Below are 16,621 nucleotides of genomic sequence, written 5' to 3' on the forward strand. Positions count from 1 at the left end.
TATGCTCAAGATCTCTATCATTATACCTGTCTATAACGTTTCCCTTTTCATCGAGAGATGCTTGCTTTCCGTGGTGGAGCAGCGACATGAGGCATTGGAGGTGATTTTGGTGGATGACGCTTCTCCCGATGACAGCATGGAGAAGGCGAGACGGTTTCTCTCCGGTTATCCGAAGTTGGATTATAAGATCGTGACTCATCCTCAGAATAAAGGATTGTCCGCCGCCCGGAATACGGGCGTGAAGCATTCCACAGGTGCGTATCTCTATTTTCTGGATAGCGATGATGCGCTCCCGGAAAATGCGATAGCGATATTGGCGGATAAGGCGATCGCCGACCGCCCGGACTTCGTGATGGGCGATATGCGGATCGTAGGAGGGGAAGGGCTGAGATTCCCGCTGTTGAAATTGGAGTGCCAAACATTGTGCGGTGCGGAGATCCTTCATTCCTTCTTGCGGAAAGAGTGGTGCGAGATGGCATGCAATAAATTGATAGACCGGAGGCTGTTCGATGTGGAGCATTGCTGGTTCTATGAGGGGATTGTGCATGAGGATAATTTATGGTCGTTCTATTTGGCTTGCAAGAGCGAACGGATGAGCGTATGCCAGGAGGTTACGTATGTTTATTATATTCAGCCTCAGTCGATCACCCGCAAGAAGTCGATGCGTAATATCGATAGCCTTTGTATTGTCTTGGAGACCATTATAAACGAATCGCGAGGCATCACGGATCGGCAAACCCGTTCCTTGTTATGCCGTTACCTGTGGAACCTGAAGATTTATTTCATGAAAAGCCTGCTATTGAATCCGTTTGAGAAGAAGGATGTGATCGCTAGCTACCGGCGTGTGAACGCTCTGTTTTGTGATCCTTTATTCGATAGTAGCGTGAAACCTCTCACGATGCGCTTAAAGGATTGCCTGTTGTATGTTTATTATAAATTGAGATATCTATGAGGAAGTTGAGAATATATTTTGAGGGTTTTTGGCCCGGGATGGATATGTGTGATAATTTTATCACACGGAGGTTGGTGGAGAATCATTACGAGTTCGAGATCGACCCTGATCCGGATTATCTCTTCTGTTCCTCTTTCTCGAATAGGCATCTACGCTATAAAGATTGCGTGAAGATTTACTTCACCGGCGAGAATGATGTACCCGACTTCAATCTGTTCGATTACGCAATGGCGTTCCATCCGATCAGTTTCGGGGATCGGTATTTGCGGTTTCCGCTTTATGCCTTGTATGATGGCTTTGAGCGGCTGGTGGAGAAACGTTTCGAGGCATCGAAGGTGTTGGACCGTAAGTTTTGTAACTTTGTCTACTCCAACTCGAGATGGGCGGATCCTTTCCGGGATAAGTTTTACCGGGAGCTCTCCAAGTATAAAAAAATAGATTCTGGGGGAAGGTATTTGAATAATATCGGGGGGCCTGTCGGGGATAAGATGGCTTTTATCCAAGATTATAAGTTTACCATCGCATTCGAGAATAGCTCGCAGCCGGGCTATACGACCGAGAAGATCATGGAGCCGATGGTGGTCAACTCCCTGCCTATCTATTGGGGCAATCCGGAGGTCAGCGTTGATTTCAACGAGCGGTCGTTTGTCCGTGTCTCGGATAAACGATCGATGGAAGCGGCCATCGAGGAGATTATCCGGCTGGATACGGACGACGAATACTATTTGGCGAAAATGTCGGAGGCGTGGTTGCCGACCGGGAAAAAGCCTGAGGATTGGTTCGCCACTTTGGACAACTTCTTGCTCCATATCGTCGGCCAACCCTTGGAGGAGGCGAGGCGATGCACGGAATATGGTTACACGAAAAGATATAAACAAAGAGCGTGTGATCTGGATAATTTGTCTAAATTATTCTTTTGGAAAAAAACATGCTGATTATGAAGACTGTTGTATGTGTTGTCGGAGGGTTAGGTAACCAAATGTTTCACGCGGCATATGCGCTTGCGTTGAGGACAAAGGGGGGCAATGCCGATTTGAATGATTTCTTGGCGGCCCATGGGCAAAGCCATTACGGGTCGGAGCTGATGGATGTCTTTCATGTTAAAATAAGCAAGGCTCGCTATTTGGTACCTTTTATATGGGGTATCCGTAAATGTATTGTCTTCAAGGAGATCTATCCGTCGTTTGTGCGGTTTATCTTTGGGATGCTCTGGTTTTTACGGATTGGGATCGTCACCGATTACTTGAAAGATCGTTTGTCATGCCCGAATCAATGGCTAACGATCTGCTATGGGAGGTTCCAATCGGAGTCCCATTTTAAGCCTGTAGAGAAAGAGGTCCGGGAGATGTTCCGGTTTGATCCGTCCCTTATCTCGGCAGCGAATAAGAAACTGGCGGCGGAGATGGAGTCGGGGGAGTCCGCTTTCATCCATATTCGGCGAGGTGATTATTTGTCGGATAAATACAAAGCGATCTTTGGTGGGATCTGCACGGTCGAGTACTATACGCTCGCCATCCAATATTTGTCGCGAGAGACATCTGTTAATCGTTTTTATGTTTTCTCGGATGATATAGCGTGGGTAAGGGAGCATTTGGAGATACCGAATCCGCTATATGTAGACTGGAATACCGGGGTGGACTCGTGGCAGGATCTATACTTGATGACCTGCTGTAAACATGGGATCGTAGCGAATAGTACGTTTAGCTGGTGGGGAGCGTGGCTGATCGACAATCCGTCCAAGGTGGTGGTTTGCCCCTCTAAATATACCAATACAAACGATGATGCGGAAGATTTTTATCCTTTGTCATGGAAAAGAATGTAATACCTGCTTATAGGAGGTTGAACGACTCTTTCTCACCGGAGTTCGTTTATCATTTGGGATGCGAGGCGGGATTTTTCTCGGAGTATAACAATATGATCCTAGGGATGCTGTATTGCCTGAGAAAGCGGATTCGTTTCTCTCTCTACTCTTCGGACGCGAATTTCGCCTATTTAAAGGGCTGGACTGATTATTTTATCCCTTTTTGCGAGGAGAGCGGTAATATTCTCCACCATTGGCTGAATAGGAGGCCGAATCCTCGGTTTAAGAATCGGCTGTTAAGAGGGGTGGATCATTGTTTGAGCTTGGCTTTTCGCCGTATCAGCAGAAACCGGTTGACGCTTACGGATCTATGGGATGAGATCCGTAAACAGGACTTGGGTAGTTTCGAGATGCCGGAGTTGGGATTGACGGGGGATTTGAGGGCGGCTTGCCAGAAGCTCATCCAATATACATGGCGGTATAATGCGGAAACTCAGCGGATCGTATCCGATCACATAGCGTCGTTGAGGCTTCCAATGCATTATGTCGGTTTCCATATACGCGGAGGGGATAAATTTGTCGAGGCGCGCTTGCAGGATGTAGATGTCTATATCCAAAAGATGTGTGGTTTGTCTTCTTTGCGAGAGGCGTTCGTGCTTACGGATGATTACCGGATTATTGAGCTCCTGGAACGAACGTATCCCGACTGGACTTTCTATACGTTGTGTGCGCCGGAGGAGCGGGGCTATTTTCATCAAAAATTCAAGAAACAATCGAAAGAGATTATCCGGGCTCAACACCTGAGGCTGTTCGCCTCCATGGATATACTTGCCTCCTCGGAACTGTTCGTGGGGACTTTCAGCTCTAATCCGGGCATGTATCTAGGCATGCGGATGGAACGGGACAAGACCTATTCGGTAGATGTGCCGGAATGGGTGATATGGTGATTATCTCCCCAACAGCCCTTTCCCGACCTGCCATCTGAACTCGAGTAATTTATATCCTTTCGATACCCGTCCGGTGAGGAGGAACCAGCCATATAGCAAAAGGGAGGCTCCCCACTTGACGATCTCCATCGAGAGGCGTTTGTAGAAAGCTGGTTTGCCGAGGTTGAGCGTGCGGATCCGTTCGCTCCGTCCCAAGGCGTAGGTCAGCTTCTTGAAATGCTCGTTGGTCAGCTTGCTATCTGGGATATGGTGGTATATCTTGGCGGCTGGCAGGTAATAGCATTTCTCGCCGCCATTCATCAGCCGAAGGAAGAAATCCTTGTCCTCGGCCCCCATCAAGGAGTTTCCTTTTCGGCCTAACGCGGTGTCGAATGCGCCATATTTGTCGAATAGATCTTTGCGGAAGCAGGCATGCCCCGTGCCGGGGTAGTCTTTCGGGGGAAGCGGTTTGATATGATCGCCTTTGTCATAGGCCCCGGTTATCAAGCGCATCGTGAAAAGAGACAGCCATTCGGGTTGCCGGGTCTCGTAAACAGGGATAACCGGTCCTGATGAAATACCCGCATCCGGATATTGGGTGAAAAAATCGTTGACGCTCCGTAAGAAGTCCGGCTCGACGGTCTCGTCGTCATCGATAAAGACGATGATATCCCCTTTCGACTCCTTTACGCCCCGGTTGCGGGAATGGGAGATTCCTTGGTTATATTCAACGAGATAGTTGAGGGGTAGGGAGGGAGCCTCCTGTTGATAGGCCCGCACGATCGGCTCTGTATCATCGGTGCTATTGTTGTTTACGAGGACGATCTCGAAAGAATCGGTCGGATATTGTTGGAGTTTCAGGCTATCCAATACCATAGGGAGATACTTGCCCCTGTTGTATGTACAAATGACAACCGATAAGAACATAGTTTGTGCCAATTAGTTTATCTTGAGGAAACAAATGTACGGAAATATTTTGAAGTTGTCGTATATTTGCGCTTTGTATTAATTAAATCAAAGAATAATGCGGAATTTTATAAGGAAATTGGGAATGCATCTCGTTGCGTTGGTGATCTTTCTTGTGCTGGTTATGACTTATTTCTCTCCAGTTCAGTTAGAAGGGAAAGTGGTCCGTCAGGGCGATTCTCAGAAATTTGAAGGTATGGCCCATGAGTTGCTGGAGCTTCCAAAGGAGAGGCAGGAGGGGGTTGTCGCATGGTTGGGCAGTATGTTTTCGGGGATGCCTTCATATCAAGTGACCGTGATGAATCGGCCGGATGTGCATTTGGATGTTGTGAATAAGGTCTTGTCCGTGTTCGATTATTCCTCTACCCGTATCGTCTTGATCGCCTTGATCTGTTTCTATATATTGATGTGCGTGATGTGCGTGAATAAATGGTTGGCGATCTTGGGTGCGATTGCGTATGCGTTTGCCTCCTACAACTTCATCATATTGGAGGCCGGGCATATCACGAAAGCCTACGTGATGGCCTATATGCCCCTGACATTGGCGGGAATGTGCCTCTTGTTCAAGAATAAATACCTTTGGGGAGTGGCTTTGTTCACGTTCTCCGTGGCGATCTCCATCCGCGAGAATCATTTGCAAATCACCTATTATTTAGTTCTTTTATGTGCGTTTATCTATTTGGGATATGTGTATGAAAAGATGAAAGAGAAGGATCTCAAGGGATTGGCGCACGTGACGCTCTTGATGTTAGGGGGCGTTTGCCTGGCTGTCTTGCCGAATGCGGACAATATCTACTCGAACTTAGAGTTGAGCAAGACCACCACCCGCGGGGCCACGGAGCTGACCATCTCTACCCCGGTGGGGGAAAAGGTCTCCTCGGGATTGGATAAGGACTACGCTTTCGCATGGAGTTACGGCAAAGGGGAACTACTGACCCTTCTTGTCCCCAACGCCTATGGCGGCAGTTCCGGGGGCATGTTAGGGCCGGATTCCGAGTTGTATAAGGAATTGCGTATGAAAGGTGCGCAAGTAGGCAAGGAGGTGCAAGCGCCTACCTATTGGGGGGAGAAAACGTTCACCTCGGGACCGGTCTATTTTGGGGCCTTGGTCTGTTTGCTGTTCGTATTGGGGATGTGCGTGATCCGGCATCGGATGAAATGGTGGCTATTCGCCGGTTCGGTATTCTTTATCCTGCTGGCGTTGGGGCGTAACTTTGATGGTTTCAATGACTTCATGTTTCATTACCTACCCATGTACAATAAATTCCGTACGGTGGAGATGGCGTTGGTGATTCCGGGCTTGGTGTTCCCTATCATCGGAGTATGGGGGTTGAAAGAGATCCTTTCCGGAGCCGTTGACGACGCTCGTTTCCGAAAGGGGCTGCTCGCCTCGTTGGCGTTTACCGGGGGGCTTAGCTTGATCCTTTGGCTGATGCCGAGTTTATTCTTAGATTTTCGTTCTTCTTACGATGCCCAATATCAGTTGCCGGATTGGTATTACAACGCGTTGTTGCTGGATCGTGCCTCCTTGGCCTCGGCAGATGCCTTGCGCTCGTTGGTTTTCATCCTGTTGGGCGCGTCCTTGTTGTTTTGGTACTATCAGTCGAAAAATCGCACGAGAATAGAGACTTACGTAATCTTAGGATTGAGCGTGCTGACATTGTGCGATCTTTGGACGGTGGACCGCCGTTATCTGAACGACAATAATTTCATCTCGCCGAAACAGAATACGGATGTCCATAAGATGTCGTTATCGGATACGGAAATCTTGAAGGATACCGACCCTTCTTACCGTGTGTTGAATTTGAACAGTCCTTTCTTGGAGACGAATACCTCTTACTATCATAAATCAATCGGAGGATATCATGCCGCCAAATTGAGACGCTATCAAGAGCTGATCGATTTTCGTTTGCAAGGAGAGATCCAGTCGATCATCACCTCCTTGCAAAAGGCCCAGTCGGCGCAAGATTTAATGGGCGTGTTCGCCCATTGCCCCTCGTTGAACATGTTGAATGCCCGCTATATTGTTTATAATCAGGAACAACCACCCTTGCGTAACCCGTTTGCCTATGGTAATGCGTGGTTTGTCGGCCAAGTGGAGATGGTTGGCAATGCGGACGAGGAGATCTCGGCGTTGAATACGATCGATCCGTTGCGAGTGGCCGTTGTCAATAAGCGTTTTGCGGATGTGTTGAAAGGCTTCACGCCCGTGCTGGACTCTACCGCTACCATCGTGTTGGATAGCTATAGTCCCAGCAAATTGGTTTATACGTCTAAGACGAGGATGGAGCAACTGGCCGTCTTTTCCGAGATCTATTATCAACCGGGTTGGCAGGCTACCATCGATGGGAAGCCGGTCTCTCATTTCCGGGTGGATTGGACACTCCGGGCGATGTTGATCCCTGCGGGAGAGCATGAGATCGTGTTCGAGTTTAAACCGGAAGGGTATATAACAGCCACCTATGTAGCCTCCTACAGTTCGATATTGATCCTCTTGCTGCTATTGGCAGCTATTTGCTATTCGGTATGGAAAGCTAAGAAGCGAGGGGAGGAGTAAGATAAACGCCCGGCCGATCCGCTGGGTCTATCTTAATTCGTCCTGGATAAAATCGAGCAGTTTTCTCGTTAGGGTTTCCCACGAGAGGGCTGCTTTTTCTTTGGATATGTTTGCGGGGATGGTGGCTTGCCACTCGGGGGTGAAAAGTTCCTCGATACCTTGGGCGAGGGCCGTTGCGGATATCTCAGGCACTACGATGCCTGTACCCGGCTTTTCGATGCTGTTCTTGAAATCACCAACGGGTGTGCTTAGCATGGGTAAATCGTAATTGTAGGCTACGGATACGACACCGCTTTGAGTGGCGGAGCGATAGGGGAGTACCAAGGCATCCGCCGCTGAGAAATAAATGGGGATTTCCTCGTCGCTGATATATTCACAGTGGACGAATATACGTTCTTTTGCCGGAGATGCATCGATCAGAGCCTGATACTTCTCGAAACTACCGTAACATTCGCCGGCTATAATGAGATGGTAATCCTCGTTAAGCTGTCCCATCGCTTCTATCAGCAGGTCTAATCCTTTATAATCCCGTATCAGTCCAAAGAATAGAAGATTCTTTTTGGACGGATGGATTCCTAATTTCCGGCACGCCTCGTTCTTGTTGATCTTACTCCCGAAATGATTGTAAAGCGGGTGTGGGTTCTGGATATATTTAGCGCCCGGGTAAAGTTTCCGCAAATCATACCGCACGTTATCGCTCATCACGATAAAGCCATGGCATTGCTTGAAAAGTAACGAAGCTAAAGGCTTGTCGAAGAAACGCGGCTCATGGGGAATCGCATTGTGGATAAGGGTGATTACCTTGCAATGCTTCTTCATCCGATTTGCTACATGAGCGTATCCGGGAACGAAAAAGGACATCCAGTAAGAGATAATCAGTACGTCCGGCGCATAGGAGCGAATGGCGTTTACGGTACTGAAATAACTAACCGGATTGACGCTATCTAATACTCGCTCGCTCTCGATCTCGATCGCACGGTCTCCCTCTTCCACATATTGGGTCTTGCCGGGAAATAAGATATCCGGATAAAGGCGTTTGAAGTTGAAAGCCTTTACTTCATGACCTTCTTTTACTAATTCCGTATAGAGCATCCCGCTGAATTGGGCGATACCGCCACGATAGGGATAAATGGGGGAGAGAATAGCGAAACGCATGGTAATTGAAATTTAAGAATTGAAAATTGAAAATTAAGAATCGAGAACTACAGGAGCTGCCCTCCCTTCATTATCAATTCTCAACTTTCAATCTTCAATTAATTAGTATCTGTAATGATCAGCCTTGTACGGTCCTTCTACCGGTACGCCGATATAATCAGCTTGTTTTTGCGTCAGGTGGGATAGTTTTACGCCGATGCGTTCCAAGTGCAGGCGGGCAACTTCCTCATCCAAACGTTTCGGCAAACGATATACGCCTACCTCATAGGCCATTTGCCATAAGTCCATCTGGGCAAGAACTTGGTTCGTAAATGAGTTGCTCATTACGAATGACGGATGTCCCGTGGCGCAACCCAGATTTACTAAGCGGCCTTCTGCCAGCAGGAAGATAGAGTTTCCGTTCGGGAACGTATATTTGTCTACTTGCGGCTTGATATTCGTGTGTTTGATATTCGGATAGTTGACAAGCTTGTCCACTTGGATCTCGTTGTCGAAATGACCGATATTACATACGATCGATTGGTCTTTCATCTGTGTCATATGCTCGATCGTGATGATATCGCAGTTTCCGGTGGTTGTAACGAAGATGTTACCCTCTTTCACGGCCTCTTCCATGGTCGTAACCTCGAAACCTTCCATAGCGGCTTGCAGGGCGCAGATCGGATCGATCTCGGTCACGAGTACGCGAGCCCCGTAAGAGCGCATGGAGTGAGAGCAGCCTTTACCTACGTCACCGTATCCGGCCACGACTACCACCTTGCCGGCGATCATCACGTCCGTAGCGCGCTTGATGCCGTCCGCCAAAGACTCACGGCAACCATATAAGTTATCGAACTTGGATTTCGTCACGGAGTCATTAACATTGATAGCCGGAACCAGCAACTCACCTTTCTCCATCATCTGATACAGACGGTGAACGCCGGTGGTCGTCTCTTCCGACACACCTTTCATCTCGGCTACCGTACGGTGCCAACGGCTGTTATCTTCTTGAAGGATACGATTTAATGTATCTAGAATAACCTGTTCCTCATGATTCCCGCCTTTGCGGTTGATGGTCTCCGCGTCGTTCTCCGCACGATAGCCCATGTGAATCAATAAGGAAGCGTCACCGCCATCGTCAACAATCATGTGAGGACCTTTGCCTTCCGGGAAACGAAGCGCCATGTCCGTACACCACCAATATTCTTCCAGCGTCTCGCCTTTCCAAGCGAATACCGGTACGCCATCAGCTGCGATAGCCGCCGCCGCATGGTCCTGTGTGGAGAAGATGTTACAGCTAGCCCAGCGAACGTCCGCTCCCAACGCAACTAATGTTTCGATTAACACTGCCGTCTGAATAGTCATATGCAGTGAGCCGGTGATACGTGCGCCTTTCAAGGGTTTCTGATCGGCGTATTTCTGGCGTAGCGCCATTAATCCCGGCATTTCGTGTTCGGCGATCTCGATCTCTTTGCGACCGAATTCAGCCAAACTCATATCTGCCACTTTATAAGGCAGATTAGTTGGAAATAATTGTGACATAAATTAATACTATAAATGGTTGAGACGCGAAGGTACGAAAAAGCGTTGATAGTAGGTGTTCTTTATCTATGAATTTCCATCTAGGGCAGAGGCTTGCCGAGGGGTACGGTGGGTTCGTTACTGCAACCTGCCTTGCAGCAGTTCTGCAACAGCCATGCAGCATTACTGCAACCCGCATTGCAGTAACACTGCAACGCCGTTGCAGTATTGGGCTCTCTGTAGTTTTGCGATTTAATGAATACTGAAGGCTCCATCTACCAATAGCGCATGGCCATCTACGAAGCTCGCTTGCGGGCTGCATATCCAAAGTACGGCGTTGGCGATCTCTTCCGGTTTACCGAGCCGCCCTGCGGGAATGTCGCGCACCAGCTCCTTCTCCAAGGAAGGGTCACGCCGCATTAAGTCTTCCGCCATCGGCGTACGGATAACGCCCGGACATACGGCATTGATGCGGATGTTCTTTGCCGCATAGTCGATAGCGGCGGTACGTGTCAGTCCGATAACGGCATGCTTACAGGCTATGTAGGCCGCTTGCCCCGGAAATCCCGTGACTCCGCCTTGCGATGAGGTGTTGACGATGGCGCCGCCGCCTTGTTTCAGCATTTGCAGGATCTCATAACGCATGCAGTTCCAGACACCTTTCAAATCGACAGCCACGGTACGGTCGAATTCATCGTCGGTGATTTCCGCCATTGGGCGTTGCGGTGTTTGTATGCCTGCGTTGTTAAGAGCCGCATCCAGTCTTCCGTAGGTAGCTACGATCCAGTCGATCATCTCTTTTACGGCTTGCGTGTTTGATACGTCGCACCGATACGCTACGGCCTTATGTCCCTCGGCTACTAATTTCTCTACCTGTTCTCTCGGCTCACGGATGTCTGCCAATACGGTTATGTATCCAGCCTTGGCGAAGGCTTCAGCGCAAGCGAGTCCGATACCCATCGCTGAACCGGTTACTAAAGCTACTTTCTCTTCCATTGTCTTTGTCATGATCATTTGATTTACATTTTGTTATTATTTATGTCGCGAAGATAAGGAGGGAGTGGTATAGAGGCTTTGTTATGTGGTTCAAATAGCTTTGTTGTGTGGCCCATTATAAATATTATATATCCTCGGTTGGCGGTACGCCATACGCTATCTTATAGATTTTCGAGAAATGGGAAAGGTTCTTGAAGCCTACCTCGAAACAAATCTCCGAGACCTTACGCCCCCCTTTACGTATCAGCCCATATGCGGCTTCAAGGCGGCGTTGGATGAGCCATTCCCGGGGCGAGAGAGCGCTACATTTCTTGAAATCACGTTTAAATGTGGAGAGACTGCGTCCCGTATAGTTGGCGATTTCTTCCATGGAAATATCGTTCATATAATTCCGCTCCATGAATTCCAGTATGTCTATCTTCCATGGATCGGTAAAATCGAAGATAGAGGCATATAGATTCTTGTCGGTATGGAGCAACACATAAACGCCCTCGACCATTTTTAGTTGCAGCAATTCGTCTGTCGGTTGGATCTTGGAATTGAAATAAGGGGTCATCGACTCAAACAAGCTTACGATATCGGGACGGTTGGACGGTAGCTTGTAAAGGCTGACCTGATCTCGCTTGGCATCTTTAGGGAGAGTATTTCGATCTAATTTGCTGTAAAAGTCGCGTAGGAACTTCATGGTGAACATCAAGAAGATCGCCTTGAACTGCTCGCCATTCCATGCTTGTTTCGTCATCTGCACGCTGAAGTCCTTGCGGATGAAAGCGCATTCTCCTTTATGTAACCGGGTGATTTGGCCTTTCTCGTCGATTACCATCTCTCCGGAATATACATACACCAACACATGCGAATGATTCCGGTGCAGGCAGCTCTTTCCGCCATCGAAATACATCGCTAAAAATAAATCCGAGTAACGCAGTGTGTTGATTCCGTCCATCGTTCTTTAGGAAAATGGGCGACACGGGAAGATCGTGCCGCCCATTATGAAGATTTTAAAGTAACTGTCAACTGTTAGCTGTCCACTAAATCGTCAGGCCGGCGTGATACCTTGCTCTTGCAATAGTTTCAGCCCGAGGTCTTTCAACTTGAACTTCTGTATCTTTCCGCTTCCGGTCATCGGGAAGGTATCGACGAAGAAGATGTATTTCGGGATCTTATGCCGGGCGATCTTTCCGCGGCAGAAGTCTTTCACCTCTTCCTCCGTAGCCGTCACACCATCGTGAAGGATGATAAAGGCACCCACTTCCTCTCCATATTTCTTGGAAGGAACAGCGGCTACTTGCACGTCTTTCACGCCGGGGAAATGATAGAGGAACTCCTCCAGCTCACGTGGATAGATATTCTCGCCTCCACGGATAATCATATCCTTGATACGGCCGGTGATACGGAAGTTTCCATTCTCATCACGAACGCCCAAGTCGCCGGAATGCAGGAAGCCATCCTTGTCGATCGCCTCATTGGTAGCGGCTTCGTTTTTATAGTAACCTTTCATGTTATTATAACCGCGGTTACACATCTCGCCCTGTACGCCGACGGGGCATTCCTCGCCAGTCTCCGGGTCGATAACCCGTACCTCGGTAAATTCGAACTCATGGCCTACAGTATTATAACGCACCTCGGCCGGATCTTCGATACGGGAGTGGGTCATACCCGGTGAGGTCTCTGTCAATCCATACACGCTGGTTACACGCATGTGCATCTTCTCGTCCACGGTTTTCATGAGTTCAACCGGGCAAAGAGAACCTGCCATAATACCGGTACGTAACGACGTGAGGTCGAACATCTCGAACATCGGGTGGTTCAGCTCGGCAATGAACATGGTAGGCACGCCGTACACGGCCGTGCAACGCTCTTTATGTATAGAAGCTAATACCAATAGCGGATCGAATTTCTCGACCATCACTTGCGTACATCCATGCGTCAATACGTTCATGGAAGCTAATACCACGCCAAAGCAATGAAAGAGAGGTACGCAGCAACAAAGCTTATCGTCGGCGGTGAATTTCATATGCTCACCCGTCAAGAAACCGTTGTTGGCGATGTTGTAGTGAGTCAACATGACCCCTTTCGGGAAGCCGGTCGTACCGGACGTATATTGCATATTGACAACGTCGTGGCAATTTACTCTCGCTTTGGCAGCCTCTAAGGTCTCATCCTTTATATTTTGTCCGAGGAGCAACATCTCGGGCGTATTGTACATACCCCTGTATTTCTCCTGTCCGATATATACTACATTTCTCAAGCGTGGGAAACGCTCGCTTTTCAAATACCCCCGTTGAGAGGTCTTCAATTCCGGCAACATGGTATAGACCATGTCCACGTAACTTCCATCAAACACGCCGTCCGTGATACACATCGTATGGATATCGGCGTTCTCAACCAGATATTCCAGTTCGCTTTGTTTATAGTTGGTGTTGATCGTGACCAGTACGGCACCGATCTTGGCTCCGGCATATAAGAAAGTCAGCCAATCCGGTACGTTCGTCGCCCATACGCCGACATGTGTGCCATGGGTGATACCGATCGCCAGCATGCCTTTCGCCATGTCGTCCACACGCTTGTTGAATTCGCTCCAAGTGAAACGTAAGTCACGGTCCGAATAAACGATATATTCCTTGTCCGGTGTAGTCTCGGCCCAATGTTCCAGCCATTGGCCAAGGGTTCTGTTATGTAATTCCATAAAACGCCGGATTTAATAAGGTGTATAGACAACTCCTAAGATTCGAGCCCTGTTGTCGGCTGCCGCATGTACATGATGCGCCACGATAGAATCATAATAGATGCTATCGCCTTCCTCTAGGATATAGGTGTTCTTTCCGTAATTGATCTCTACGACGCCACTCAATACGTAGATAAACTCTTCTCCCTCATGCGTGGACAGGATGAAATCCTCGCCTTCCTCGGAGGGAGCGATCTCGATCAAGAAGGGTTCCATATGGCGGCCGGACTTATCTTGTGAGAGCGAGTGGTAATCCATATGCTTGTGCCCTTGTGTCGCGTTGTTCGTGAACCCGATACCATCGGCCTCGCTATCCTTTTTGCGGCATACGACCGGGCCTAGCTCCGCTTGGTCATCCAAGAATGTACCCAAACGTACCCCTAATACCCGTGCTATTTTGATAAGAGGGGCCAAAGATGGAAAATCCAAGTTACCCTCGATACGTTCTATCTGTTCGATACCTAACCCGGAGCGTTCGGCTACTTCCTCGATAGAGAGCTGTTTCGATTCCCGGATATTTTTAATTTTCGCGCCTATAATTTTGTTGTTTCCCATGTGTATGATTTGTTATTTATAGTCCTGTAATGTTTGATAATTTGATACTAAACGGCGCAAATTTACATTAATATTTTATTATATCTAGGATTAAGACAAATAAAAAGGGCAATACCCATTTGGGATTGCCCTTTTTAATATTCTCGCATAAGCTTTTTCTTACTTTCTGATACCAAGTTCTTTGATGATAGCGCGGTATCTCTCGATGTCAGTCTTGATCAGATAGTCCAATAAACGACGACGTTTACCTACCAACATCTTCAATGATCTTTCCGTAGCGTAATCTTTGTGATTCACTTTCAAGTGCTCTGTCAAGTGAGAGATACGGAATGTGAACAATGCGATTTGGCTCTCAGCAGAACCTGTGTTAGTTGCTGATTTGCCATACTTTTCAAATAATTCTTTTTTCTTCGCTGAATCTAAATACATGATTCTTTTTACTTTAATAAATTAATACTATGTTATCTAAGCGGTCGCAAAGGTAGGCATTCCTTTTTGATTTGCAATAGATTCTACTATCTTTTTTGTGTTTTGAAGCATGAATGTCATATATATATCGTAAAAATATCGTATTTTTGCAGCCAATAAATTAGTCTTCAATGCAAAAGATCAGAAACATTGCGATTATCGCGCACGTAGACCACGGCAAAACGACGCTCGTGGATAAGATGTTATTAGCCGGTAAGCTTTTCCGTGAAGGACAGGCAGAACCGGATCAGTTCATGGATAACAATGATCTGGAACGGGAACGAGGTATCACGATTCTTGCCAAGAACGTGTCTATCAATTATAAGGGATATAAGATCAATATTATTGACACTCCGGGCCACGCCGACTTTGGTGGCGAGGTGGAGCGTGTCTTGAATATGGCGGATGGTTGTTTGCTATTGGTAGACGCCTTTGAGGGGCCTATGCCGCAGACTCGTTTTGTTTTGCAAAAAGCGATTCAATTGGGTTTGAAGCCGATCGTGGTAATTAATAAGGTGGATAAGCCGAATTGCCGCCCGTCGGAAGTGCAGGAAATGGTATTCGACTTGATGTTTAGTCTGGATGCTACCGAGGAGCAGCTTGACTTCCCTACTATTTATGGTTCCGCCAAGCAGGGCTGGATGTCCGAGGATTGGAAGGAGCCGAAAGAGGATATCACGGCTGTGCTTGATGCGATCATCAAGTATATCCCCGAACCAAAGATGTTGGAGGGTACTCCGCAGATGTTGATTACTTCTTTGGATTATTCTAAGTATGTAGGTCGTATCGCCGTAGGACGTGTACACCGTGGCGAGTTGAAAGAGGGCCAAGATGTCATGCTTTGTAAGCGTGATGGTAGTATGGTGAAATCGAGGATCAAGGAAGTGGATGTATTTGAGGGCTTGGGACGTACGAAAGTTGATTCCGTGCAGTCCGGGGATATTTGCGCTATTATCGGTATCGATGGTTTCGAGATCGGTGAGACAATCGCCGACGTGAACGAGCCGGAGCCATTGCCAACGATCGCTATCGACGAGCCTACGATGTCTATGCTTTTCACGATCAACAATTCTCCGTTCTTTGGTAAGGATGGTAAGTTTGTTACTTCCCGTCATATTTTTGACCGTTTGCAGAAAGAATTGGATAAGAACTTGGCTTTACGCGTAGTTCCTACTGATTCCGCTGATTCTTGGTTGGTATATGGTCGTGGTGTGCTTCACTTGTCTGTATTGATCGAGACGATGCGTCGTGAGGGATACGAGTTGCAGGTAGGTCAGCCTCAAGTTATCATCAAGGAGATCGATGGTGAGAAATGTGAGCCGGTAGAGCAATTGACGGTGAATCTTCCGGAGGAATGCTCTAGCCGTATTATCGATATGGTAACGAAGCGTAAGGGCGAGATGACCATGATGGAAAGCAAGAATGGTCGTATGCACTTGGAGTTCACGATTCCTTCCCGTGGTATTATCGGTTTGAACAACGCCGTATTGACCGCCTCTGCCGGTGAGGCTATCATGGCACACCGTTTCTTGGAATATCAACCGTGGAAGGGTGATATTGAACGACGTATGAATGGTTCGATTATCGCTATGGAGACAGGTCAGGCTTTCGCTTATGCCCTGAATAACTTGCAATCCCGCGGGCGTTTCTTCATCGCCCCGGGCGAGGAGGTTTACGCTGGACAGGTGGTCGGAGAGCATACCAAAGACAATGACTTGGTGGTAAATGTCACCAAATCCAAGAAGTTGACGAATATGCGTGCCTCTGGTTCGGACGACAAGGTTTCCTTGGCTCCTCCTGTCGTATTCAGCCTAGAGGATGCGCTTGAGTACATCAAGGGCGATGAGTACGTAGAGATCACCCCGAATAATATGCGTATGCGTAAGATCATTTTGGATGAGACAGAGCGTAAGCGCCAAGGTAGATAAATTCTTCTATTGAATAAATATAAAAAACGGCGACCTTTTAAAAAGGCCGCCGTTTTTATGTGTTATAGGATTTTAGAGATCCTTCAATGGGT

General features: G+C 47.9%; 14 protein-coding genes. 6 read left to right on the forward strand and 8 right to left on the reverse strand.

Annotated features, from left to right (window positions below; translation table 11 throughout):
* Window position 1: 1 nt before the first annotated feature.
* Genes DWY79_RS14985 through DWY79_RS15000 form a run of 4 tightly spaced genes read left to right on the forward strand, consistent with a single transcriptional unit; the run spans window position 2 to window position 3,700 of the window.
* Complete coding sequence (locus tag DWY79_RS14985) at window positions 2–952, forward strand: glycosyltransferase family 2 protein (RefSeq protein WP_057328622.1); 951 nt, start codon at window positions 2–4, stop codon at window positions 950–952.
* Window positions 949–1,887: a glycosyltransferase family 10 domain-containing protein gene (locus DWY79_RS14990; RefSeq protein ID WP_057328623.1), complete on the forward strand. Its 939-nt coding sequence runs from the start codon at window positions 949–951 to the stop codon at window positions 1,885–1,887. Before DWY79_RS14985 ends, DWY79_RS14990 begins: the two co-directional genes overlap by 4 nt.
* Window positions 1,888–1,889: 2 nt before the next feature.
* Window positions 1,890–2,774, forward strand: a complete 885-nt coding sequence (locus DWY79_RS14995; RefSeq protein WP_157403838.1) for an alpha-1,2-fucosyltransferase — start codon at window positions 1,890–1,892, stop codon at window positions 2,772–2,774.
* Complete coding sequence (locus tag DWY79_RS15000) at window positions 2,759–3,700, forward strand: hypothetical protein (RefSeq protein WP_057328625.1); 942 nt, start codon at window positions 2,759–2,761, stop codon at window positions 3,698–3,700. The genes DWY79_RS14995 and DWY79_RS15000 overlap by 16 nt, the downstream gene beginning before the upstream one ends.
* Here the strand turns inward: DWY79_RS15000 and DWY79_RS15005 are convergent, their stop codons facing one another.
* Complete coding sequence (locus DWY79_RS15005; protein WP_147431805.1) at window positions 3,701–4,618, reverse strand: glycosyltransferase; 918 nt, start codon at window positions 4,616–4,618, stop codon at window positions 3,701–3,703.
* Window positions 4,619–4,703: 85 nt separating this feature from the next.
* Here DWY79_RS15005 and DWY79_RS15010 point away from each other — a divergent pair, with 85 nt between their 5' ends.
* Window positions 4,704–7,202 (forward strand): YfhO family protein, encoded by a 2,499-nt coding sequence (locus DWY79_RS15010; protein ID WP_122369615.1) that lies wholly within the window; start codon window positions 4,704–4,706, stop codon window positions 7,200–7,202.
* Window positions 7,203–7,229: 27 nt separating this feature from the next.
* On the opposite strand, the gene DWY79_RS15015 is transcribed toward DWY79_RS15010, so the two are convergent.
* The 7 genes from DWY79_RS15015 to rpsO form a co-directional block, all read right to left on the reverse strand.
* The gene (locus tag DWY79_RS15015; protein ID WP_122369617.1) at window positions 7,230–8,357 is read right to left on the reverse strand and encodes a glycosyltransferase; all 1,128 of its coding nucleotides are present in this window, start codon (window positions 8,355–8,357) and stop codon (window positions 7,230–7,232) included.
* A gap of 102 nt (window positions 8,358–8,459) precedes the next feature.
* Complete coding sequence (gene ahcY, locus DWY79_RS15020; protein WP_122369619.1) at window positions 8,460–9,878, reverse strand: adenosylhomocysteinase; 1,419 nt, start codon at window positions 9,876–9,878, stop codon at window positions 8,460–8,462.
* A gap of 231 nt (window positions 9,879–10,109) precedes the next feature.
* A complete protein-coding gene (locus DWY79_RS15025) occupies window positions 10,110–10,865 on the reverse strand; it encodes a glucose 1-dehydrogenase (protein ID WP_121961150.1) in 756 nt (251 codons plus the stop codon).
* A gap of 112 nt (window positions 10,866–10,977) precedes the next feature.
* Window positions 10,978–11,796, reverse strand: coding sequence for an AraC family transcriptional regulator (locus tag DWY79_RS15030; protein WP_122144702.1), 819 nt, complete (start codon window positions 11,794–11,796; stop codon window positions 10,978–10,980).
* 93 nt (window positions 11,797–11,889) lie between these two features.
* Complete coding sequence (locus tag DWY79_RS15035; protein WP_057326727.1) at window positions 11,890–13,539, reverse strand: AMP-binding protein; 1,650 nt, start codon at window positions 13,537–13,539, stop codon at window positions 11,890–11,892.
* Between the two features lie 12 nt (window positions 13,540–13,551).
* Window positions 13,552–14,133: a helix-turn-helix domain-containing protein gene (locus tag DWY79_RS15040; RefSeq protein ID WP_036613898.1), complete on the reverse strand. Its 582-nt coding sequence runs from the start codon at window positions 14,131–14,133 to the stop codon at window positions 13,552–13,554.
* A gap of 159 nt (window positions 14,134–14,292) precedes the next feature.
* Window positions 14,293–14,562, reverse strand: a complete 270-nt coding sequence (rpsO, locus tag DWY79_RS15045) for a 30S ribosomal protein S15 (protein ID WP_005864132.1) — start codon at window positions 14,560–14,562, stop codon at window positions 14,293–14,295.
* A gap of 170 nt (window positions 14,563–14,732) precedes the next feature.
* Here rpsO and typA point away from each other — a divergent pair, with 170 nt between their 5' ends.
* On the forward strand, window positions 14,733–16,529 hold the full coding sequence (typA, locus tag DWY79_RS15050; protein ID WP_122369621.1) for a translational GTPase TypA: 1,797 nt from the start codon (window positions 14,733–14,735) through the stop codon (window positions 16,527–16,529).
* The last annotated feature ends 92 nt before the right edge of the window (window positions 16,530–16,621 follow it).

This window comes from Parabacteroides sp. AF27-14, assembly GCF_003635425.1.
Taxonomy (GTDB): Bacteria; Bacteroidota; Bacteroidia; order Bacteroidales; family Tannerellaceae; genus Parabacteroides; species Parabacteroides distasonis.

Coding starts and splice junctions, on each gene's coding strand:
- typA (WP_122369621.1), top strand. CDS start 14,733: ATGCAAAAGATCAGAAACATTGCGATTATCGCGCACGTAGACCACGGC.
- DWY79_RS15000 (WP_057328625.1), top strand. CDS start 2,759: ATGGAAAAGAATGTAATACCTGCTTATAGGAGGTTGAACGACTCTTTC.
- DWY79_RS14985 (WP_057328622.1), top strand. CDS start 2: ATGCTCAAGATCTCTATCATTATACCTGTCTATAACGTTTCCCTTTTC.
- DWY79_RS15030 (WP_122144702.1), bottom strand. CDS start 11,796: ATGGACGGAATCAACACACTGCGTTACTCGGATTTATTTTTAGCGATG.
- DWY79_RS15010 (WP_122369615.1), top strand. CDS start 4,704: ATGCGGAATTTTATAAGGAAATTGGGAATGCATCTCGTTGCGTTGGTG.
- DWY79_RS15025 (WP_121961150.1), bottom strand. CDS start 10,865: ATGACAAAGACAATGGAAGAGAAAGTAGCTTTAGTAACCGGTTCAGCG.
- DWY79_RS15035 (WP_057326727.1), bottom strand. CDS start 13,539: ATGGAATTACATAACAGAACCCTTGGCCAATGGCTGGAACATTGGGCC.
- DWY79_RS14995 (WP_157403838.1), top strand. CDS start 1,890: ATGAAGACTGTTGTATGTGTTGTCGGAGGGTTAGGTAACCAAATGTTT.
- rpsO (WP_005864132.1), bottom strand. CDS start 14,562: ATGTATTTAGATTCAGCGAAGAAAAAAGAATTATTTGAAAAGTATGGC.
- ahcY (WP_122369619.1), bottom strand. CDS start 9,878: ATGTCACAATTATTTCCAACTAATCTGCCTTATAAAGTGGCAGATATG.
- DWY79_RS15015 (WP_122369617.1), bottom strand. CDS start 8,357: ATGCGTTTCGCTATTCTCTCCCCCATTTATCCCTATCGTGGCGGTATC.
- DWY79_RS14990 (WP_057328623.1), top strand. CDS start 949: ATGAGGAAGTTGAGAATATATTTTGAGGGTTTTTGGCCCGGGATGGAT.
- DWY79_RS15040 (WP_036613898.1), bottom strand. CDS start 14,133: ATGGGAAACAACAAAATTATAGGCGCGAAAATTAAAAATATCCGGGAA.